Below are 19,287 nucleotides of genomic sequence, written 5' to 3' on the forward strand. Positions count from 1 at the left end.
GCCGGGCGTTGGCCAGGAGGAGGCCGGTGCGGCGCGCGATGTCCTCGACCACGAGCCGGTCGTCGGCGCCGTAGCCGCGGCCGGGACGGGAATGGCCGATCGTCAGCGCGCCGTAGGTCTCCCCGCGGGCCATCAGCGGGGTGATGATCGCGGAACGGGCGTCCATGATCTGGAAGAGCTCGTGCTGGGCCGCGGTCAGCGGCTCGTCGGGATACGGGCGGGCGGCGTCGCCGCCGACGACCAGGGTCGTGCCGCCGTGCAGGACGCGCCCGAGCGGTCCGCGCGGGGTTCGGGGGAGCGGTGGGAGCGGCCCCTCCAGGCGGGCGATGTCGACGGGCGAGAGCGCGCAGTGCGTCACGGCCACCCGTTTGATGTGTCCGTCGAAGGTCAGCAGGTTGACCACGGCCCAGTCGCCGAGGGCGGGCACGACGAGCCGGACCAGCCGCCGCAGCACCTCGTCCTCGTTCAGCGTGGACGACAGCACCGTGGTGATCTTGGCGACCAGCGTCAGGCGGGAGTTGGCCCGCTGGACCTGGGCCATCCGGTCGTGGCGTTCCTGCTCGATCCGGAGCCGCTCGGCGGCGTCCCGCAGGACGATGACCGCTCCGGCCACCGTTCCGGCTCCGGCCTCCTCCGAGGCTGCGGCCGGATCATCGGCGTAGATTGGCGTGGACGACCAGGAGAGCATCACCGGCCGCCCGTCGCGATGAGTGAACGGGTCGCCGTCGGCGTGGTCGGGGGCACCGGTCCGCAGCGTCCGCAGCAGGCGGCAGCTCCGCCCCGCAGGGAGGGCATCCTCGGCGACGCGGTGCAGGAAGCCGCCGATCGGCCTTCCCAGCGCCTCTTCGCGGGTGTACCCCAGCAGTTGCCGTGCCCGGGGGTTCCAGGCGGTGATCCGGCCGGCCGCGTTGACGGCCACGACCCCCGAGTTCATCGCCTCGACCAGGCCCGCATGGCCCGCGCCGGCCCGGCCGTCCGGCTGCCCGCTCATCTGCTCCCCCCGGTCGGATATCAGCAGCCTGCCCATGCGGCGATTCCGAACACCTCCGTCCCGGAGGGGTGAACGCTCCTCCGCCGCCGGACCGCTCCCCGACGGCGTCGGCCCGGCGCCGGCGGACCCCTCCAGCGGCCTCAGGAGACGATCAGGGACACGACGGCGATGACCGCGCAGACGGCGACCAGCGCGATGGCCATCCCCACTGCGAGGCCCTTCAGCAGCATCAGGTATTCGTTCTTCATCGTCATCCGCGCGCATCCGTTCCGATGGCGTTCGATGAGCGGGGACGCCACGGGTGCCGGGAGTTCATGGGGTCATGCCGCGGGCGCAGCCTGGGCGTGCGGAGCCGTCTGGACGACGAAGATCCGGTGCAGGCCCGTTTGGTGAAGGAGCTGGATGAGCTGCCGGTTGGCGGTGCTCAGGCGGACGATGATCCCCAGCGCCGCGGCGCGGTGCTGGACGCCGACCAGGACGGCCAGACCGGCCTCGTCGCAGAACGACACCTCGCCCATGTCGAGGATCAGCAGTCGGCCGCTGGACCGCAGCACGCCCAGCAGGTGTTCGCGCAGCGCCGGCGCGGCGGCAGCGTTCAAGCCGCCGTGCAGAGCGACGATGGTGTGACCGGGTCGCCGGTGGGCGGGCATCCGCACCTCGGCCGGCGCCGTGGCCTGGCCGTCGGCGCCGGGTACGGCGGTCATGAACGTGGTCATCGGTGATCTCCGATCATCGGGCGCCCTCCGGCGACCCGGGAAGCAGTGTGAGCGGCACGGAATCGTGCGGCTCAGGGGCGGGCGATGGCGATGTCGCAGGAGGCCAGGATCTCCTCAGGCGGAACATCGCCCAGCCCACCCTGATGACCCGTCCCGGGGCCGTGATGCGGAGCGGGACGTGCTGCCAGTCGTCGAAGTCGATGGTCAGGCGGGTGGCCATGCCCAGCCGCTCGGTCAGGGCGATCACCAGCTCGGTGAGTTCGGCCGCCGCGTCGCGCGACCGGGGCCACCAGCCGCCGTCCATGATCCCGCGGCCGGTGTCACCCGGCACCAGCCGAAGCCGGGACATCGTCGGCGGTGGAAGCAGGGCCGGCGGCGGAAGCAGGGCCGGCGCGGCCGCGGCCGGGAACGTGTGCGAGTTGAGTGCTGTGGCGGGCCATCTCGAGGGCCCCAATTCTCGGTCGGGCGAGGACCGGGTCGTGATCCCCGAGAACGGCGCCGACATGGCGGCCCGCGCACGAAGTGCCCTCGGTGCCACCAGGCTACGCCACCGGGCACGCCCAGGGCAGGCCATACGCCGGGATCGCACGGCCCGCTCGCGTTCATCGGCGTCTCGCCCATCGCCCCGACGGTGCGCCTCTCTGGCGGCGCCGATGAACAACGCCGATGAACACTGTGGTGCGCCGAGCGGTCGACCGGGCCGCACCACGCTCAGGCGACTTTGCAGGTCGTTGCCCTTGAGCAGGCGCCGAAGCGCGTAACGTCGACGGTGAAGGGGCCATCGCGAGCCGCGTTCGCCCGTCGACGCTCCGCCGACTTCGTTCGCCCGCGATCTGCACCGTGATCGGAGCGACATCGTGAACACGTCGTACACGTCCGAAGGCCATACCGGCACTCATCCGCAGGTGGTGCTCTCGGTGGTGCGCCGCGCCACGTACACGGTCGCAGCCCTGCAGGGCGATCTCGACATGCTGACCGCCCCGGCGCTGCGCGACAGGCTGCTGGAGTTGTTGCACCCAGGGCAGGGGATCCTGGTGCTGGACCTGTCACATCTGTGGTTCTGCGATGCGGCCGGGATAGCCGTTCTGATCAGCGCCTGGCACCGTGCGCTGGCCCTCGGCGTCTCGATGCGTCTCGCCGCCCCTCGCTCCCACGTCGCGAAGATCCTGGACGACGCCGCCTTGGGGCACGGCCTCGCGACCTACCCGACCGTGGCCCGAGCGCTCAAGCAGCCGGCTCCCCCGGCCCTGGAACCGGCCGCGGTCTGACCCGCCCACGGGGATGTCCAATGCCGTAGCCGTTTCCGACCAGCCGAACTTCGGCCGCGCGGCGGGTCGGGAGCACATCGTGCAGGCCGCCGCTCCTTCACGCCGGGCGGCCGGTGGTGTGCGGGTAGTCGGGGGAGCGGTGCTGGAACGCCAGGACGGCGGGGTTCTGGACGACGCCGTCGCGGATCTCGACGGCCCGCCGGATGGTCTTGTCGGCGTCCCAGGCGGCGGGGCCCGCGAGGACGGTCGCCAGATGCGGGATCAGTGCCTGGCTGATCTCCCAGGTCGCGGAGTCCCACAGGTAGGAGGGGCTGTGGTCGACGCCGTAGTGGTGGATGTTGTGGCCGACGGTGAACATCGGATCGGCGAAGGTGGTCGGCCGGGCCCACTCGAAGCCCATTCCCGCATCGCAGGAGACGTCCACGATGAGGGTGCCGGGGGAGAAGACCGGCAGGTCGTTGTTCACCGCGAACATCAATGGGGCGCCCGTGTCCTGCAGGACGCAGTTGACGACGATGTCGTGCCGGGCGAGGAAGGCGGCCGTCGCGATCGGGCCACCGTCGGTGAGGGCGCGGGTGCGGGTGGGCCGCTCCGGGTCGCGGTCGAAGTGGACGATCTGGGCCGAGTGGATGGGGGACGCGACGGCGCTGACGCCCCGGTGGGTCAAGACGTGGACGTCGTGGACGCCGTGGGCGTTGAGGGCCGTGACCGCGCCCCGGGCGGTCGCTCCGAAGCTGATGACGGCGGCGCGCCGCCGCCGGCCGTAGGCGCCGGTGGATCCGGTGAGGGCCAGCGCGTGCAGGACGGAGCAGTAGCCGGCGAGCTCATTGTTCTTGTGGAAAACGTGCAGGTTGAACCCTCCGCCGGCCGTCCAGTGGTTCATCGCCTCGAACGCGATCAGCGTGAGCCGCCCGTCGATGGCGGCCTGGGTGAGTTCCCGGTCCTGGACGCAGTGCGGCCAGCCCCACAGGATCTGGCCGGGGCGCAGTTCTTTGAGGTCGTGGGGCTGCGGCTTGAGCAGCAGGACGACGTCGCAGTCGGCGATGAGCCGGTCGCGGGGGAGCAGCCCGGCGACCTGGGGAGCGAGTTCCTCGTCGGCAATGCCGAAGCCTTCGCCGTAACCGCGTTCGAGATAGATGCGCGATCGCAGGGCCGGATCGATCCGCTGGAGGTGCAGCGGATGGATCGGCTGCCGGTGCTCGTTCTCCTTGGCCGTGCGAGCCAGGACACCGAGGCTCAGATCGGGGCCGGGGTTCAGTGGCGCCACCATGGCGCCTGGGCGGGGCGAGCCGTTCAAGGTCGGCAAGACGTCCCCTCTCGGGGGTGAGCCGGGGACGCGGGTCAGCCTCAGGGCTGGATATCGCGGTTCCCCGGCTCTTCGGACCCTACTTCAGGAATCTCCGGTGGCATCCTCGGAAACCTCGCGGGGTCACCCTGCCCCTGCACCCGGGAACAGAAGAAGACGCTTGCCGGCGGTCAGTCGCCGAACGTCGGCGCGGAGATGATGCGGAACAGTGATGACTTCATCCGAGTTCGGGCCGTCGAGAGCCTCGGCGCTGATCTTCAACGGCTGCGGCGAGTACCTGCTGCACCTGCGCGACGACATCCCCGGCATCGTGGAGCCCGGCGCGTGGTCGCTGCTCGGGGGCGGGCGCGAACCCGGCGACCGTTCCCTGGCCGAGACGATCCGGCGGGAACTGCGAGAAGAGGCGGGGCTCGAAGTTCCCGTTCTGGAGCCGTTCGCGGTGGAAGAAGTGATGGAAAGCGGATTTTCGGCTTTCTCGGTCCAGATCTTCGCCGGCCGGTGGGAGGGTGACCCGTCCGCGCTGACGTTGACCGAAGGCATCATGCTGCACTGGTTCCGCCCGGACGTCCTGCCGCGGCTCAGGATCGCCCCGTCGATCACGCGCCTTGTCCGGCGCCATGCCCGAACGGTCTCCCGGCCATGAACACGGCCAAGCACACCGCGCGGTCCTACCCGGCATCACCGGTGACGGCCTTCGATTCAATCGGTTCGGTGCATTCCGTGCTTGTCGCAGCCCGGTGCGACCGGGTGACTGTCGACGTCACGGTGCCCGAGGTACCGGTCAGCCTTCCACCGGGCGTGAACGACCAGGGTCTCGGTGACGTTCTGCGCTCCTGCGGCTCCGGGCACCGATGACGTTGACGTTGAGAGGCGCCCGCGGAGGTACGAGCGGCTCGGTCTGCATGTCCGCCGGCCGCGAGGCGATGAGAAAAGTTACTTTGTGTCATAGCATTTTGACAGTGGGTGCGCGATATGAGTTCGGGGCCCTCGGCCCGCTGACGGTTCGCCGTGATGGGGAAGACCGGGCCGGACGACCTCGACCTGCGCCGGTTCGACGCGCTCGTCCGGCGCGGACGCGCCGCCCTGCGCGCGGACGCGCCGCCCTGCGCGCGGAGGCGGCGGACCTCGCGGCGGAACAGCTAGGTGAGGCGCTGGGGCTGTGGAGGGGGGAGCCGTTGTCCGACCTGCCGCCCGACCTGTTCCGAGACGTGGCATCAGGTCTGACGGAGCGGAGGCTGGACGTGCTGGAGCTGCGGATCGACGCCGACCTGGCGCTGGGGAGATCCGCCGACGTGCTGCCCGAGCTGCGGGCGCTCATCAGCGAGCATCCGTTGCGAGAGCGGTTCTGGGCGCAGCGGATGCGCGCGCTGTCGCGGTGCGGGCGGCACGGCGAGGCGCTGGAGTGCTATCGAGAGGTCGCCTCGCTGCTCTCCGGCGAGCTGGGCATCGGCCCGGGGGCGGAGCTGCGGAAACTGCACCAGCGCTATCTGGCGGCGCCGGAGCCGTCCGGAACGCCGGAGCAACTGATGCGCGGCACCGGGAACCTGCCCGCCGAGACGACCAGTTTCGTCGGCCGGGAGCGGCAGATGACCGAGGTGCGGCGGGCGCTGGAGGCGTCCCGGCTCGTCACGCTGACCGGCGCCGGCGGAGTCGGCAAGACACGCCTGGCGCTGCGAGTGGCGGCGGGCGCCGCCTCCGACTTCCCCGACGGGGCATGGCCGGCCGATCTCGCGCCGCTCACACCGGGCACCGAGCCCGAGCAGCTCGACCGGGCGGTCGCCGAGTCCCTCGGCCTGAGCGACCACTCCGCCCGTCCCCCGGCCGATGCGGTGACCGGTCTGCTGCGCGACCGGCGGCTGCTGCTGGTGCTGGACAACTGCGAGCATCTGGTGGACGCCGTCGCCGCGCTGGCGTCGCGGCTGCTGCGCTCGGCGCCCGGACTGCGGATCCTGGCCACCAGCAGGGAACGGCTCGGGGTGCTGGGTGAGCACGTCCTGACGGTCCCCTCCCTGACACTTCCGGACGAGGGGGCCTCGGCTGGCGCCTGCGAGGCCGTGCGGCTGCTGCTCGACCGAGCAGCCGCAGCGGCCCCGGCGTTCCTTCCCGCCGACCCCGATCTGGTGGCCCAGCTGTGCCGGCGGCTGGACGGGCTTCCCCTGGCGATCGGGCTGGCGGTGGTGCGCCTGGGCTCGGTCACCATCGAAGAGATCCTCGGCCGCCTGGACGACCGGTTCGGGCTGCTGTCGGGGCTCCAGATCCGCACCGGCGGCCGGTACCAGCGGCCGCTGCGCGGGGTCGTCGACTGGAGCCACGGGCTGTGCACCGAGGACGAGCGGCTGCTGTGGGCGCGGCTGTCGGTCTTCGCGGGCGGCTTCGACCTGGCGGCGGCCCAGGCGGTCTGCGCGGGCCGGAACATCGCCTCCGAGGACGTGCTGAACCTGCTCACCGGGCTCGTCCACAAGTCGATCGTGGTGACCGACCGCGCCGGGGACACGACCCGCTACCGGATGCTGGAGACGATCCGGCAGTACGGGCAGGAGCGCCTGCGAGAACGAGGGGGCGAGACCCGGCTCAGGTTCCGGCACTGCGCGCATTACCGCGACCTGACCGTCCGCGCGGCCGGGAGTCCGCGTCCCGCAGGGCGCGGACGCCGTCGAGGGCGCAGCCGGTGCCGACGCCCTGTGCGAGTTCACCCGCGACGGTGCCGTCTGGCGGCTGAGCTACGGCGGACGCACCGTGCACATGCCGGACGCCAAGGGGCTGCGCGACCTGTACTGCCTACTCGGTGCTCCGGGACAGGACGTTCCTGCCGTCCAGCTGCTGAACCCTCAGGACGCAGCCGTCGCGACGGTCGCCTCCATGGGGGCGGACGCCGTCCTGGACGACGAGGGCGCCGGCGGCTGGTCGCTCGGAAACTCCTCAAAACACCAGACGCCGTCGTGGACGACGAGATCCGCTTGGGCGATGACCCGGCGTAGCCGCTGTTCCGTCTGTTCCGCAGTCTCCGTGCTCACACTGACCATTAGCGAGACTCCTTGTCGCCCTTTCGGCCTTGTTCGGTCTATCCCGGTGCCGGCCTACGATTCGCCGGCCTCGGATGGGGCGAGGTGTTTCAGCAGCGTCTCGCTGATATCACCGAGCTGCCGGACCTGTTCCGGAGAGAGCACGTCGATCAGGTGGCTGCGCACGCTTTCGAGGTGGCTGGGCGCGGCGGTGCGGAGCGCGGAGTGATGGACGGGCAGGAGCTCGGTTTCAGCGAGCTCGTGCGTGGTGGCAGAGCGGCGCCGCGCTCGTCAGGCGGGCCGCCTTTCGAGGCGGAGGACGGAGCGGACGACGAGTCCGGCGATGAGTGCCCAGAAGGCGGCGCTCACCCCGCCGATCGCGATGTCGGAGGCGGCGGTCGCGAAGGTGACGACGGCGGGTATCTGCTCATCCGGCTCTGCGAGCGCCGCCTTCAGGGAGGCGGCGAAGGTGGTGAGCAGGGCGAGTCCCGCCACGGCGGCGATGACCCCGGCCGGAGCCAGGGACACGAGGGCGCCGAATGCCGCGGAGGCGATGCCGAGCCCGACGAGGACGATGCCCGCCGTCACGCTCGCGATCCAGCGCCGCGAGCGGTCGTCGCCCGCCTCCGGTCCGGCCGCGAGGGCCGCGCTGATCGCGGCCAGGTTGATCGCATGCCCGCCGGCCGGCGCGCCGAGGACGGTGCCGACGCCGGTCACGAGCATCGATCGCCGCCATGGCACCTCGTAACCGAGACCCTTCATGACGGCCACCCCGGGGACGTTCTGCGAGGCCATCGTCACGAGGTAGAGCGGCAGGGCGATTCCGACCAATCCGGCGAGCGTGAAGACGGGCGTCGTGATCTCCACCCGCGGTGCGAGTGCCGCGGGGTCGATCGCGGTTCCCGAGGTCGCGACATGGACGCCGATGACGATCGCGGCGGTCAGGAAGGCCAAGGGGGCCGCCCAGCGGGCCAGGAACCGCATGGCGACGAGCCAGACGGCGATGACCGGTGCGACCTGGAGTGGGTTCGTCGCCAGCCCGGTGATCGGTCCGAGGCAGAGGTGGAGCAGCACGCCGGCGAGCATCGCCTGGGCGACCGAGGCGGGGATGCGGGCGATGAGTGCGCTGAGCTTCGGCACGAGCCCGGTGAGCACGATCAGCGCGCCGGTGATGAGGAATGCTCCGACTGCGGCGGGCCATCCTCCCTTCACCGCCCCGGTCGTGGCGAGTAGTGCCGCACCGGGCGTCGACCAGGCAACGGTGATCGGCATCCGGGTCGACCGTGCGAGCAGGATGCAGGACAGGCCCATGGTGACGCTCACCGCGAGCAACCCGCTCGATGCCTGGTCCGGGTCCGCGCCCACGGCTGCGAGGCCGCCCAGGACGATCACGAAGGCGCTCGTGAACCCGACCAGTGCCGACACCACGCCGGCGGAGATCGGCGGGAACGCGCCGCTCGGTGCCGACGCCGCCGTCACGCGACGCCTCCACACGGCGGACCGCCTATCACCATCTGAGCCGCTCGGCGCGGGTCGTTGATCCCGTAAGCGCATGGTGCTCCTCCGGTTCGATGACCGAGGGACACCCAGGCGGTCGATGTCTCTCACACGCTCCACGCCGGTCACATCCGGCTACGCCAGTCGCAACGTCAAGAATAGGGTCCCGCCCGGTCGGGTGTCGCTATCGCGTAGCCGGTCGGGGGCGGACGAGCAAGGGGCGGTTCCGGTGCTTCGCCTCGGCCGCTCAGATCAGTAGTTCGGCGACGGCCTCCGGTGCCTCGCGCATCGCATTGTGGGCGGTCGGGAGTTCGTGGACCTGCCACTCCGGATCGGCTTCGAGCCGAGTGCGGAGTTCAGCGTAGGGAGTGCCCTCCCAGCCGGAGCAGTAAATGAACTCGCGGCAGGGGACCTGGGCGAGCGCACCGGTGAGCCGGATCGATTGCACGAGCGAGGCGAAGGGATGGGGCCGGCGCCGGGGGTCGCGGCCGGGGCGGTCGGGCGGACGGACGGCGTAGCCGGTGCTCGCGGCACCGGTCACGAATGCCCGCCGGTAGGCCTCGGTGGTCGAAGACCAGCACGACTCGCCGTCGGCGGGTACGTAGGCGTCGAGATGCACCAGTCGTGAGACCCGCCCGCCGGCGCGGTCGGCGGCAGCGGCGATCACCATCCCGCCGTAGCTGTGGCCGACCAGCGTCGCGTCGGTGATGCGAGCACGATCAAGGAGCGCCAATACGTCGTCGGCGTGGGTGTCGAGGTTGGCGGCCGCGACCGTCGCGTCGTCGTCATCGGGCCGCAGACCGGTCAGGGTCAGGGCGTGAACGGTGTGCCCGGCACGCTCCAGCAACGGCACCACCGCCTCGAATGCCCAGGCGCCATGCCAGGCGCCTGGCACGAGGATGAACGTTGCCATGAGTTCTCTCCCTACTTGTCCACCGCGCGGTCGTGGCTCGATGCCGTGCGCTTCAGTGGTCGCCGCCTGCGACCCGCAACTGCTCCAGGTCATCAGATCGGTAACGTGGCCGACCACCGATGAGCCGCCAAGCCGTGCCCGATGCCCGCCAGGCACCGCGCACGTTTCGCAGAGCGCGTCTTCCGCGCGTGTTCTGCCGGACGACGCGGGATCGAGGGGTGACCGACGACCGTCGCGGACTCAGGCGCCGGCTGCGTCGCCCTTCGTGGGCGGGCAGCAGGTGCGCAGGTAGTTCTGGAGCTCGGTGAGGGATCGCTCCACCGCCGGGGTGTCGACGCGGTAGCGGACCTGCTTGCCGTCCTTGCGGGAGGTGAGGAGGCCGCCGCGGCGCAGCAGGGCGAGTTGCTGGGAGGCGTTGGACTGGCCGATGCCGAGGCGCTCGGCGACGGTGCCGACGGTCAGTTCGACGCCGCCGGCGAACAGTTCGAGCATCTGCTGGCGCTGCTCGCTGGCCAGGCCCTTGAGGAACTCGCGCAGCTTCTCGCTCGGCGGCTCGACGGCGGCCCCGCAGCCGAGGTCCGGCTCGGGTCGCGAGCTGCTTGCTGCCTGGTCGGGCACCGGTTCCTCCTCTACCCCGCCCCAACATATTAACGTTTCATGAAATGATGTTATGTTGAGAGCGTGCCTCAGCGTTCCGACACCATCATCATCGGGGGCGGCCAGGCCGGTCTCGCCACGGCCCACGTCGCCCGCGGGCTCGGCCTGAGTCCCGTGGTCCTGGAGGCCGCGCAGTCGATTGCCGGGTCATGGCCGCACTACTACGACAGCCTCACCCTGTTCTCCCCGGCGCGGCGCAGCGCCCTGCCGGGCGCTCCGTTCCCCGGCGACCCGAACGGCTACCCGAGCCGCGATGAGGTCGTCGCCTACCTGGCCGGCTACGCCGAACGGCTCGACGCCGACATCCGGACCGGCCACCGCGTGATCAAGGTCGCCGCCGGCTCCGGTGAGGGAGCCGGGCGGGTCCTGGAGGTCGTGACCGAGAGCGGGGAGAGCTTCACCGCCCCGGTGGTGATCGCCGCGACGGGCGCGTTCAGTCGGCCCTACCGTCCCGACCTGCCCGGGCTGGGCTCGTTCACCGGGTCGGTGCCGCACTCGTCGGAGTACCGGCGGCCCGGGGAGTTCGCCGGGCGGCGGGTGGTGATCGTGGGCGGCGGGAACTCCGCGGTCCAGATCGCGATCGAGCTGGCCGAGAACTGCCGGGTCACCCTGGCCACCCGGCACCCGCTGCGGTTCATGCCGCAGCGCGTCGCCGGTGTCGACATGCACATCTGGCTGCAGCGCACCGGCCTGGACGCCGCCGGGTGGGCGCGCCCGCTGCTGACCGGCGGCAAGGGCACGCCGGTGTTCGACACCGGCACCTACCGGGCGCGGATCGCCACCGGCAATCCCGACCGCCGCCCCATGTTCACCGGCCTGGACGGCGATCACGTGGTGTGGGCCGACGGGACCCGCGAGCGCGTCGACGTGGTGCTGCTGGCCACCGGGTACCGGCCGGGCGTGGACTACCTTGCCGATCTGGGCGCCCTGGACGAGGCCGGGCTGCCGCTGCACCGCGGGGGGATCTCCACCACCCGTTCCGGGCTCGGTTACGTCGGGCTGGAGTGGCAGCGCTCGTTCGCCTCGGCCACCCTGCGCGGGGTCGGCGCGGACGCCCGCCATGTCCTCACCCGGCTGCGCCCGTAGACGACCGGTTCAGGCGGGGGTGAGCGCGGGCAGGGCGAAAAGGCCGGACAGCCGGGTGAGCCGTTCGGGTACCACCCGGTAGTAGACCCAGGTCCCGCGGCGCTCACCGTCGATCAGCCCGGCCTGGCGGAGCACCTTCAGGTGGTGGGAGATGGTGGGGGCGGTCAGATCGAAGGAGCCGGTCAGGTCGCACACGCAGGCCTCGCCGTCCTCCGCGGAGGCGATCATGTTCAGCAACCGCAGCCGGACCGGGTCCGACAGCGCCTTGAACACCCCGGCCAGTTCGACGGCCTCCTGCTCGCTCAGGGCGGGGCCGCTCAGCGGCGCGCAGCACGCCGGGTCGGTGACGTCTTCCAACTCCAGCAACTTAGACATAGCTCTAATTTGACATCTATCTATGCAGCGATGCAAACTGGCGCCTGCTTCGAAGAACGTCTAAACAAGGGGTCGTGATGAAGACGCTGCTCACCCGGATCACCGCTCAGCACAGCACCGCACGCTCCGCAGGGCGCGTCACCTTCCGCGACGGCCGCGGAGAGGTCTGCACCAGCGCCTGCCGTGCGGCCGCCCACCGCGACCGAGTGGCCACCGCCGCCAACCGCGCCCGTCTCTGACCCGAACCACCCGTCCCCCAAGGCCACCTAAGCAATGCGGCGAGGAGAGATCATGAGCGAGAACGACCAGTCCCAGGGGCCCGCCGAGCAGGCGGCTGCGGGCAGCTGCTGCGGGGTCAGCAGTTGCTGCAGCGACACCGAGCAGTCCCTGGACCCGGCGGTCACCGTGATCGAGGCCAAGACCGGCGCCGGGTGCGGCTGTGTCGACGACACCGACTCCGGCGACCTGCCGGTGGTGGTCATCGGGGCGGGCCCGGTCGGCCTGGCCGCTGCCGCTCATCTGGCGGAACGCGGCCTGGACTTCGTGGTCCTGGAGGCCGGCGAGGCCGCCGGGGCGGCGATCTCCGAATGGGGACACGTCCGGCTGTTCTCGCCGTGGCGGTACGACACCGACGCCGCCGCCCGCCGCCTCCTGGAGCCCACCGGGTGGACGCTGCCCGACCCGGAGGCGCTGCCCACCGGCGCCGAGCTGGTCCGCGACTACCTGGCCCCGCTCGCCCAGCTGCCTGAGCTGGCCGGACGGATCCGCACCGGTACCCGTGTGATCGCCGTCGCCCGGCGCGGCATTGACGTGACCCGCACCGTCGGACGCGACCAGCAGCCGCTGCTGGTCCGCACCGTCGGCCCGGACGGCGCCGTCACCGACCTGACCGCCCGCGCCGTCATCGACGCCTCGGGCACCTGGGGCCGCAGCAACCCGCTCGGCCACTCCGGCCTCCCCGCCCCGGGCGAGGACCAGGCCGCCCCCTACCTGACCGGTCCGCTGCCGGACGTGCTGGGCCGCGACCGCGACCGCTTCGCCGGCAAGCACACCCTCGTGGTCGGGATGGGCCACTCGGCCGCCAACACCCTCCTCGCGCTCGCCGAACTCGCCAAGACCGCGCCCGGCACCCGCATCACCTGGGCCGTCCGCTCGGCGTCGGTGGCCCGGCTGTACGGCGGCGGCGACGCCGACGGCCTCCCGGCACGTGGCGCGCTGGGCACCCGTCTCAAGGCCGCGGTGGAAGGCGGCGAGATCGAGCTGGTGCGCAGCTTCACCATCACCGGCTTCACCAGCCCCGACGCAGGCCCGGCCGCCGGCCCCGTCAAGGTCGTCGGCGTGACCCCGGACGGCGAGCGCGCGATCGAGACCGACGCCGTGGTGGCGGCCACCGGGTTCCGTCCCGACCTGGACATGCTCCGCGAAGTGCGGGTCGAGCTCGACCCGGCCACCGAGGCGCCGGTCCGCCTCGCGCCGATGATCGACCCCAACTTCCACTCCTGCGGCACCGTCCCGCCGCACGGCGAACGCGACCTCGCCCACCCCGAGACCGGCTTCTACCTGGTCGGGATGAAGAGCTACGGCCGCGCCCCCACGTTCCTGATGGCCACCGGATACGAGCAGGTCCGCTCCGTGGTCGCCGCGCTCGCCGGAGACCGCGCCGCCGCCGACGCCGTCGAACTCGACCTTCCCGAAACCGGCGTCTGCTCCACCAACCTCATCACCGAGGACCAACTGCCCGGCGCCGCCGCGGGCGACGGCTGCGGCACCTCCTGCGGAACCGAGCCCGCCGAGGCGCCGGCCGCGGTCGCCGCGGCGGAGGCCGGAGGCGGCTCGTGCTGCGGTGGATCGGCGCCCGAGCCGGTGTCCATCGGCATCGGCGCCCCGGCCGGGTTGGGCTTCGCGACCGGACGCGTCCACGGCCACTCCGGCGACGCCGAACGCGGCGACAGCTGACCGGTGCCTCAGGAACCATCGATGCCGAAGCCGGTACCGGCGACGGGCGATCCCGCCGCCGGTACCGGCTCCAGCGGAGCGGCCACCCGTGTCCCTCTGATCGCGCTGTGCGTCACCGAAATCACCAGCTGGGGCATCCTCTACTACGCCTTTCCCGTCCTGGCCCCTGACATCAGCCACGACACCGGCTGGTCCACCGGGGCCATCACCGCGGCGTTCTCCGCCGCACTCGTCCTGGCGGCCCTCGGCGGGATTCCTCTCGGGAGGGCGCTCGACCGGCACGGCCCCAGACTGATCATGACCGGCGGCTCCCTGATGGGTGTGCTGGCGGTCGCCGGCCTGGCCGCCGCCCCGAATCCGTTCTGGTTCGCCGCCGCCTGGATGCCGGCCGGTGCCGCGATGAGCGCCGTGCTCTACCAACCCGCCTTCGCCGCGCTCACCCGCTACTACGCGCCCCGTCACCTCGGCGCGCTGACCACCCTCACGCTCGTCGCCGGGCTGGCCAGCACCGTCTTCGCGCCCCTGACCGATGCCCTGGCGGCGCAGATGTCCTGGCGGACCGTCTACCTGGTCCTCGCCGTCATCCTCGCTGTGGTGACCGTCCCCCTGCACTACTTCGCCCTGAGCCGCCCATGGCCACCACTTCACGCGCCCGGTACCGACGGCGCCGCCATCGGACGCGACCAGGTGAGCACGGTGGTGCGCAGCTCACCGTTCCTCCTCCTGGCCACGGCGCTCACCCTGTCGGCGTTCTCCATGTACGCCGTGCTCACCAACCTCATCCCGCTGCTCACCTCGCGCGGCGCCTCCAGCAGCATCGCCGCCTGGGCGCTCGGCCTCGGCGGCATCGGCCAGGTCGCCGGACGCCTCGGCTACGGCACCCTCACCCGCCGAACCACCGTCCGCACCCGCACCGTGCTCGTCCTCCTCTGCTCCGCAGGCACCACCACCGCCCTCGCCGCGCTCCCCGGCCCCGTCCCCGCGCTCATCGCCGTCGCCGTCCTGGCCGGCACCACACGCGGCGTCGCCACTCTTCTGCAGGCCACCGCCGTCTCCGACCGCTGGGGCACCGCCGCCTACGGCTCCCTGTCGGGCGTCCTCGCCGCGCCCGTCACCATCGCCGGCGCCATCGCCCCTGCCGCCGGCGCCGCCCTGGCCACCGGCCTGGGCGGCTACCCCATCCTGTTCACCGCCCTCGCCGCCATCGCGACGCTCGCCGCCGTGCTGGCCGCCGCCAGCGTTCCGCGAGCGCGCACAGAGGCTCTACGCGACCGGGCTGCCACCTGACCAGGCGGTCGGCCTCACGGACGCGGGCGTCAGCAGATGATCGCTTCAGCCGCGGATGTTGGAGGCCCTCAGGCGGTGACGAGTGCGGCCAGGGATTCCTCACCCACAAGGGATTCGGCGTGCCAGGGCAACATCCAGGCGCGGGCGGCGAGGTGCTCTCGGACGCGGTGCACATGCGGGCGTTCCAGGGCGGCGCGCGCACTCAGGACGGGATCGCGGGTTCCGGTACCCGTGAGGGTGGCGTTGATGATCCAGCCGTAGGGTTCGATGCCGGCCCGCCGCAGGTCGTCTTGGAGCGCCGCGGCCTCGGACACCGGCGTCGCTTCGGCGAGCGTGACGATGAGCACGCGCGTGTGGACCGGGTCCCGCAGGCGCATGAGCGGTGTGGTGACACGGCCGCCCACGTGCTCCAGATCGCCCATGACCTGGCGATGGTACGACCCTGTGAGGTCCAGCAGCCGCAGCGTGTGACCGCTCGGAGCGGTGTCCACGATCACCAGTTGGCGCCGCGCTCTGGACAGCAGCGCTGAGAACGCACGGAAGACCGCCATCTCCTGGGTGCACGGGGAACGGAGATCCTCTTCCAGCAGCGCGCGACGTTCAGGGCTCAGGTGCTCGGCGGCGCGCAGCCGTCCGGCGGTGTAGTCGGCCAGTTCGGCGGCTGGGTCGATGCGGCTGAGGGTCAACTGGGGCGGCACCTCCCCGGTGAACAGGTCGCCGGGCCGACCGGCAGGGTCGGTGGTGGACAAGTGCACCGGGTGGCCACGCCGGGCCAGGCCGACGGCAAGGGCCGCTGCGATCGTGGTCTTGCCGACACCGCCCTTGCCCATCACCAGGACCGCTCCTGGCGGACCGGCGCCCAGGTCCTCGACGAGGGCGTCCAGAGCGGGCAGGGGCATCGCCTCACCACCTGCCGGCACGGAGGCGGAGGCACGCGGGGCCGAATCCGCGGGCGGCCGGGACACATGAGGGCTCGGCTCTCCCGTCAGCGCCCGAAGCGCCGGCACGCCGATCAGTTCATGAGCGATCAGGGGAACGGCGGCAAGGGGCAGTGTTCGCAGGCCGGGCGGTCGGTCGTCCAGTGCCGCCCGCTGATGGACGGCGAGCGCTCGTGCGACGGGATCATCGGGTGCCGGCGAGGCGAGCAGGCCATTGACGATCAGCCGTTGGTTGCCGATGCCTTCGGAGGCGAGCTCGGCTCCGGCACGACCGGCCTCACGCAGGGCCCCGGGATCCGGGCGGCTGACCAGGACCAGCGTCGTACGAGTCGGGTCCGCCAGCTGCGTCACAGCTTCCTGGTATTGCTCGCGCTGGGCCTGAAGTCCCGAACGCGGTCCGAGGCAGCCGGCCCCCGCAGAGCTGGTCTTTATGTACTGCGACCAGGCGCTGGGCAGGTTCATCAACCGCAGCGTGTGCCCCGTCGGGGCCGTATCGAACAGCACGTGGTCGTACCGCTGCGCCAGCTCCGGCCGGACGATCAACTGGGTGAAGCGGTCGAACGCCGCCACCTCGACCGTGCATTCGCCCGCAAGCTGCTCCTCGATACCGTGCAGTTCCTGCTCGCTCACCACCCCGCGGTAAGGAGCGATGACCCGTTCCCGGTAGGAGGCCGCCGCTGCTTCGGGGTCAAGGTTCATCGCTTCCAGCCCCGCCACGCCCGGAACCGGGCCGGGGACCGCGCCGACCCTCGCGCCGAGCAGGTCGTCGAGGTTGGACGCCGGATCGGTGCTGACCAGCAACACCCGCTTTCCCGCATCGGCCAAGGCGACCGCCGCCGCACCCGCGACGGTCGTCTTGCCCACCCCGCCCTTGCCCGTGAAGAAGACGAAGGGCGTCTTCCAGGTGCTCCACTGCATCATCGGCAGACCGAACGCTCGCATCGTCAGACAGCCCCGTCACTCGGAGAATGCGTCAGTGCATCCGTGCGCTCCCGGTCCCGGGAGGCACCTCATACATGCCCTCGGGCCAGTGCCGCGACCCGGGATACCGGTGGCTTTTGTCGGCAATCGGGCGAGGTGCCCACGGACCCGAGACGCCCCATCCGGACTGAATGCACGACCGTTGGCCGGCGAGGCTCTAGGTCCGCCTGCTCGCCGTTAAGCGTCACTCCATGACCTGCCCGACGGCGACTTCGGCGGGCCCAGCCCGAGTGGCGCGCAGTTCGGCGCGGGAACCTCGCCCTGAGCGCAGGTCCGGCACCGCGGTCGTCGTGCTAACGTATCAGCTTGTGATGATGTCAGTTAAGACTGATGTGTTGCGGCTGCTCGCCGACCCGTTGCGAGCGCGGATCGTTTCGCTGCTCGCGAGCGAGGCGCTGTGCACGTGTCACCTGGTCGAGGAGACCGGGGCCAAGCAGACCAACATCTCCAACCACCTGCGCGCGCTCCGCGAAGCAGGTCTGGTCGATACCGAGCCGTGTGGCCGCTTCACCTACTACCGGCTGCGCCCAGAGGCGCTGGACGGCCTGGCCGCCCAGCTGACCGGGCTGGCCGAGGCGGCGCGACGGGCGAATCTCGAACAGCGGAAGAGGCCTTGCCCGTGACCGGCACCGCGTCGAAGCCCGCCCCCGCCGATCATCACGAGCCCAAGGTCGTGGCGGGGCTGTCGACCCTGGACCGGTTCCTGCCGGTGTGGATCATCGCCGCGATGGCGCTCGGTCTGGGGCTCGGACGCGCCATCCCCGGCCTCGATGACGCGCTGTCCAAGGTGGAGGCGGGCGGGATCTCGCTGCCGATCGCGCTCGGGCTGCTGGCGATGATGTATCCGGTGCTGGCCAAGGTGCGCTACGACCGGCTCGACACCGTCACCGGCGACCGCCGTCTCATGGTCTCCTCGCTGGTGCTGAACTGGGTCGTCGGACCGGCGGTGATGTTCGCACTGGCCTGGATCTTCCTGCCGGACCTGCCCGAGTACCGCACCGGGCTCATCATCGTCGGGCTCGCCCGCTGCATCGCGATGGTCATCATCTGGAACGACCTCGCCTGCGGCGACCGGGAGGCCGCGGCGGTGCTGGTGGCACTGAACTCGGTGTTCCAGGTCGTCGCGTTCGGGGCGCTCGGCTGGTTCTACCTGAAGGTCCTGCCGGGCTGGCTCGGCCTGGACACCAGCGACCTGCACTTCTCCACCGGCAAGATCGTGGTGAACGTGCTGGTGTTCCTCGGCGTCCCGCTGCTGGCCGGCTACCTCACCCGGCGCTTGGGGGAGAGGGCCCGCGGCCGCGAGTGGTACGAGTCGCGGTTCCTTCCGCGCATCGGGCCGGTCGCGCTGTACGGGCTGCTGTTCACCATCGTGATCCTGTTCGCCCTGCAGGGGAAGACGATCACCTCCCAGCCCGCCGACGTCGCCCGGATCGCCCTGCCGTTGCTGGCCTACTTCGCGCTCATGTGGGGCGGGGCGTTCGCCCTGGGCCGGGGCGTCGGGCTGCCCTACCCGCGCACCGCGACCCTGGCGTTCACCGCCGCCGGGAACAACTTCGAGCTGGCCATCGCGGTCGCGATCGGCACCTTCGGCGTCACCTCCGGCCAAGCCCTGTCCGGTGTCGTCGGACCGCTGATCGAGGTGCCCGTGCTGGTCGGGCTCGTCTACGTCTCGCTGTGGCTGCGCCGCCGCTGACCTGCTCACCACCGTCCCGCTCGCCACTCTCGACCCGTAACGGAGCCCCGATGCCCGACAAGCCCAGCGTGCTGTTCGTCTGCGTCCACAACGCCGGACGCTCGCAGATGGCCGCCGCCTACCTGACCCACTTCGCCGGCGACCGGGTCGAGGTCCGCTCCGCCGGATCCGAGCCCGCCGACCAGGTCAACCCCGCCGTCGTCCAGGCCATGGCCGAAGAGGGCATCGACATCTCCGCCGAGATCCCCAAGGTCCTCACCGTCGACGCCGTCCAAGCCTCCGACGTCGTCATCACCATGGGCTGCGGCGACACCTGTCCCGTCTTCCCCGGCAAGCGCTACCTCGACTGGCAGCTCGACGACCCCGCCGGGCAAGGCGTCGACGCCGTCCGTCCCATCCGCGACGAGATCCGCGGCCGCATCGAGACGCTCACCGCCGAACTCACCGGCCCCGAGCAGGCGTGACCGGCACCCCCTGGTTCTGACCCGTCCTGGATGTGCAGGCTGGACTCCGCCTCGACGTCCGGGAACGGTCCGGCGGGGCCTGGCCGCACTCGTGGGAGGCCCGGGGGGCCGCGAATCCGAACTCGAAAATCCGGTTGACCTGCATGAACAGGGTATA

The 19,287-nt window shown here is 71.6% G+C and carries 20 protein-coding genes, 1 pseudogene and 1 riboswitch; of the genes and pseudogenes, 11 read left to right on the forward strand and 10 right to left on the reverse strand.

What is annotated here, in order from left to right; all coding sequences use genetic code 11:
* From J4557_RS39825 to J4557_RS39835, 3 genes are all read right to left on the reverse strand, one after another.
* Positions 1-1,027, reverse strand: a 1,027-nt coding sequence (locus tag J4557_RS39825; protein WP_208272007.1) for a GAF domain-containing protein, incomplete at its 3' end; no start/stop codon positions are given.
* 284 nt (positions 1,028-1,311) lie between these two features.
* Positions 1,312-1,707, reverse strand: a complete 396-nt coding sequence (locus J4557_RS39830; protein ID WP_208272008.1) for an STAS domain-containing protein — start codon at positions 1,705-1,707, stop codon at positions 1,312-1,314.
* Between the two features lie 13 nt (positions 1,708-1,720).
* Positions 1,721-2,056, reverse strand: coding sequence for a DUF5994 family protein (locus J4557_RS39835; protein WP_208272009.1), 336 nt, complete (start codon positions 2,054-2,056; stop codon positions 1,721-1,723).
* Between the two features lie 508 nt (positions 2,057-2,564).
* Here J4557_RS39835 and J4557_RS39840 point away from each other — a divergent pair.
* On the forward strand, positions 2,565-2,975 hold the full coding sequence (locus J4557_RS39840; protein WP_208272010.1) for an STAS domain-containing protein: 411 nt from the start codon (positions 2,565-2,567) through the stop codon (positions 2,973-2,975).
* A 97-nt stretch (positions 2,976-3,072) separates the two neighbouring features.
* On the opposite strand, the gene J4557_RS39845 is transcribed toward J4557_RS39840, so the two are convergent.
* Positions 3,073-4,245 (reverse strand): N(5)-(carboxyethyl)ornithine synthase, encoded by a 1,173-nt coding sequence (locus J4557_RS39845; protein ID WP_208272011.1) that lies wholly within the window; start codon positions 4,243-4,245, stop codon positions 3,073-3,075.
* 247 nt (positions 4,246-4,492) lie between these two features.
* Between J4557_RS39845 and J4557_RS39850 the strand changes: the two genes are divergently transcribed.
* The 3 genes from J4557_RS39850 (at position 4,493) to J4557_RS39855 (ending at position 7,259) form a co-directional block, all read left to right on the forward strand.
* Positions 4,493-4,924, forward strand: coding sequence for an NUDIX domain-containing protein (locus tag J4557_RS39850; RefSeq protein ID WP_208272012.1), 432 nt, complete (start codon positions 4,493-4,495; stop codon positions 4,922-4,924).
* Positions 4,925-5,292: 368 nt separating this feature from the next.
* The gene (locus J4557_RS51250; RefSeq protein ID WP_279576355.1) at positions 5,293-5,424 is read left to right on the forward strand and encodes a hypothetical protein; all 132 of its coding nucleotides are present in this window, start codon (positions 5,293-5,295) and stop codon (positions 5,422-5,424) included.
* Positions 5,385-7,259: an ATP-binding protein gene (locus tag J4557_RS39855; RefSeq protein WP_243777114.1), complete on the forward strand. Its 1,875-nt coding sequence runs from the start codon at positions 5,385-5,387 to the stop codon at positions 7,257-7,259. Before J4557_RS51250 ends, J4557_RS39855 begins: the two co-directional genes overlap by 40 nt.
* Here the strand turns inward: J4557_RS39855 and J4557_RS52315 are convergent.
* The 4 genes and pseudogenes from J4557_RS52315 to J4557_RS39870 form a co-directional block, all read right to left on the reverse strand.
* Positions 7,221-7,304 (reverse strand): annotated as a pseudogene (locus J4557_RS52315) (DUF6196 family protein); the annotation flags it as partial. The gene J4557_RS39855 and the pseudogene J4557_RS52315 sit on opposite strands and share 39 nt — an antisense overlap.
* A gap of 270 nt (positions 7,305-7,574) precedes the next feature.
* Complete coding sequence (locus tag J4557_RS39860) at positions 7,575-8,762, reverse strand: benzoate/H(+) symporter BenE family transporter (RefSeq protein WP_208272013.1); 1,188 nt, start codon at positions 8,760-8,762, stop codon at positions 7,575-7,577.
* Between the two features lie 98 nt (positions 8,763-8,860).
* Positions 8,861-8,938: riboswitch (ZMP/ZTP riboswitch) on the reverse strand.
* Positions 8,939-9,027: 89 nt separating this feature from the next.
* Positions 9,028-9,693, reverse strand: a complete 666-nt coding sequence (locus J4557_RS39865) for an alpha/beta fold hydrolase (RefSeq protein WP_208272014.1) — start codon at positions 9,691-9,693, stop codon at positions 9,028-9,030.
* Between the two features lie 240 nt (positions 9,694-9,933).
* Positions 9,934-10,311, reverse strand: a complete 378-nt coding sequence (locus tag J4557_RS39870) for an ArsR/SmtB family transcription factor (RefSeq protein WP_307800482.1) — start codon at positions 10,309-10,311, stop codon at positions 9,934-9,936.
* Positions 10,312-10,374: 63 nt separating this feature from the next.
* On the opposite strand from J4557_RS39870, the gene J4557_RS39875 reads away from it, so the two are divergent.
* Entirely contained in the window at positions 10,375-11,436 is a 1,062-nt protein-coding gene (locus tag J4557_RS39875; protein ID WP_208272015.1) for a flavin-containing monooxygenase, read from the forward strand.
* A 9-nt stretch (positions 11,437-11,445) separates the two neighbouring features.
* Here the strand turns inward: J4557_RS39875 and J4557_RS39880 are convergent, their stop codons facing one another.
* Entirely contained in the window at positions 11,446-11,811 is a 366-nt protein-coding gene (locus tag J4557_RS39880) for an ArsR/SmtB family transcription factor (RefSeq protein WP_208272016.1), read from the reverse strand.
* Positions 11,812-11,888: 77 nt separating this feature from the next.
* Between J4557_RS39880 and J4557_RS39885 the strand changes: the two genes are divergently transcribed.
* From J4557_RS39885 to J4557_RS39895, 3 genes are read left to right on the forward strand one after another with little or no spacing between them, the layout of a single operon-like run.
* A complete protein-coding gene (locus tag J4557_RS39885; protein WP_208272017.1) occupies positions 11,889-12,050 on the forward strand; it encodes a hypothetical protein in 162 nt (53 codons plus the stop codon).
* Between the two features lie 52 nt (positions 12,051-12,102).
* The gene (locus tag J4557_RS39890; RefSeq protein ID WP_208272018.1) at positions 12,103-13,767 is read left to right on the forward strand and encodes an NAD(P)-binding domain-containing protein; all 1,665 of its coding nucleotides are present in this window, start codon (positions 12,103-12,105) and stop codon (positions 13,765-13,767) included.
* Positions 13,768-13,788: 21 nt separating this feature from the next.
* Positions 13,789-15,054: an MFS transporter gene (locus tag J4557_RS39895; RefSeq protein WP_208272019.1), complete on the forward strand. Its 1,266-nt coding sequence runs from the start codon at positions 13,789-13,791 to the stop codon at positions 15,052-15,054.
* A gap of 68 nt (positions 15,055-15,122) precedes the next feature.
* On the opposite strand, the gene arsA is transcribed toward J4557_RS39895, so the two are convergent.
* A complete protein-coding gene (gene arsA, locus J4557_RS39900) occupies positions 15,123-16,913 on the reverse strand; it encodes an arsenical pump-driving ATPase (protein WP_208272020.1) in 1,791 nt (596 codons plus the stop codon).
* 395 nt (positions 16,914-17,308) lie between these two features.
* On the opposite strand from arsA, the gene J4557_RS39905 reads away from it, so the two are divergent.
* From J4557_RS39905 to J4557_RS39915, 3 genes are read left to right on the forward strand one after another with little or no spacing between them, the layout of a single operon-like run.
* Positions 17,309-17,596, forward strand: coding sequence for an ArsR/SmtB family transcription factor (locus J4557_RS39905; RefSeq protein WP_243777105.1), 288 nt, complete (start codon positions 17,309-17,311; stop codon positions 17,594-17,596).
* Positions 17,593-18,666, forward strand: coding sequence for an ACR3 family arsenite efflux transporter (gene arsB, locus J4557_RS39910; protein WP_307800483.1), 1,074 nt, complete (start codon positions 17,593-17,595; stop codon positions 18,664-18,666). The genes J4557_RS39905 and arsB overlap by 4 nt, the downstream gene beginning before the upstream one ends.
* Before the next feature lie 50 nt (positions 18,667-18,716).
* Positions 18,717-19,130 (forward strand): arsenate reductase ArsC, encoded by a 414-nt coding sequence (locus J4557_RS39915; protein WP_208272021.1) that lies wholly within the window; start codon positions 18,717-18,719, stop codon positions 19,128-19,130.
* Positions 19,131-19,287: the final 157 nt, after the last annotated feature.

The sequence above is a fragment of the Actinomadura nitritigenes genome (assembly GCF_017573545.1).
GTDB lineage: Bacteria > Actinomycetota > Actinomycetes > Streptosporangiales > Streptosporangiaceae > Spirillospora > Spirillospora nitritigenes.

What these genes read in the sequence shown, in the direction of transcription:
- J4557_RS39830 (WP_208272008.1), bottom strand. Translation starts at nt 1,707, where the DNA reads ATGACCACGTTCATGACCGCCGTACCCGGCGCCGACGGCCAGGCCACG.
- J4557_RS39835 (WP_208272009.1), bottom strand. Translation starts at nt 2,056, where the DNA reads ATGTCCCGGCTTCGGCTGGTGCCGGGTGACACCGGCCGCGGGATCATG.
- J4557_RS39845 (WP_208272011.1), bottom strand. Translation starts at nt 4,245, where the DNA reads ATGGTGGCGCCACTGAACCCCGGCCCCGATCTGAGCCTCGGTGTCCTG.
- J4557_RS39850 (WP_208272012.1), top strand. Translation starts at nt 4,493, where the DNA reads ATGACTTCATCCGAGTTCGGGCCGTCGAGAGCCTCGGCGCTGATCTTC.
- J4557_RS51250 (WP_279576355.1), top strand. Translation starts at nt 5,293, where the DNA reads ATGGGGAAGACCGGGCCGGACGACCTCGACCTGCGCCGGTTCGACGCG.
- J4557_RS39865 (WP_208272014.1), bottom strand. Translation starts at nt 9,693, where the DNA reads ATGGCAACGTTCATCCTCGTGCCAGGCGCCTGGCATGGCGCCTGGGCA.
- J4557_RS39880 (WP_208272016.1), bottom strand. Translation starts at nt 11,811, where the DNA reads ATGTCTAAGTTGCTGGAGTTGGAAGACGTCACCGACCCGGCGTGCTGC.
- J4557_RS39885 (WP_208272017.1), top strand. Translation starts at nt 11,889, where the DNA reads ATGAAGACGCTGCTCACCCGGATCACCGCTCAGCACAGCACCGCACGC.
- J4557_RS39890 (WP_208272018.1), top strand. Translation starts at nt 12,103, where the DNA reads ATGAGCGAGAACGACCAGTCCCAGGGGCCCGCCGAGCAGGCGGCTGCG.
- J4557_RS39895 (WP_208272019.1), top strand. Translation starts at nt 13,789, where the DNA reads ATGCCGAAGCCGGTACCGGCGACGGGCGATCCCGCCGCCGGTACCGGC.
- arsA (WP_208272020.1), bottom strand. Translation starts at nt 16,913, where the DNA reads ATGATGCAGTGGAGCACCTGGAAGACGCCCTTCGTCTTCTTCACGGGC.
- J4557_RS39915 (WP_208272021.1), top strand. Translation starts at nt 18,717, where the DNA reads ATGCCCGACAAGCCCAGCGTGCTGTTCGTCTGCGTCCACAACGCCGGA.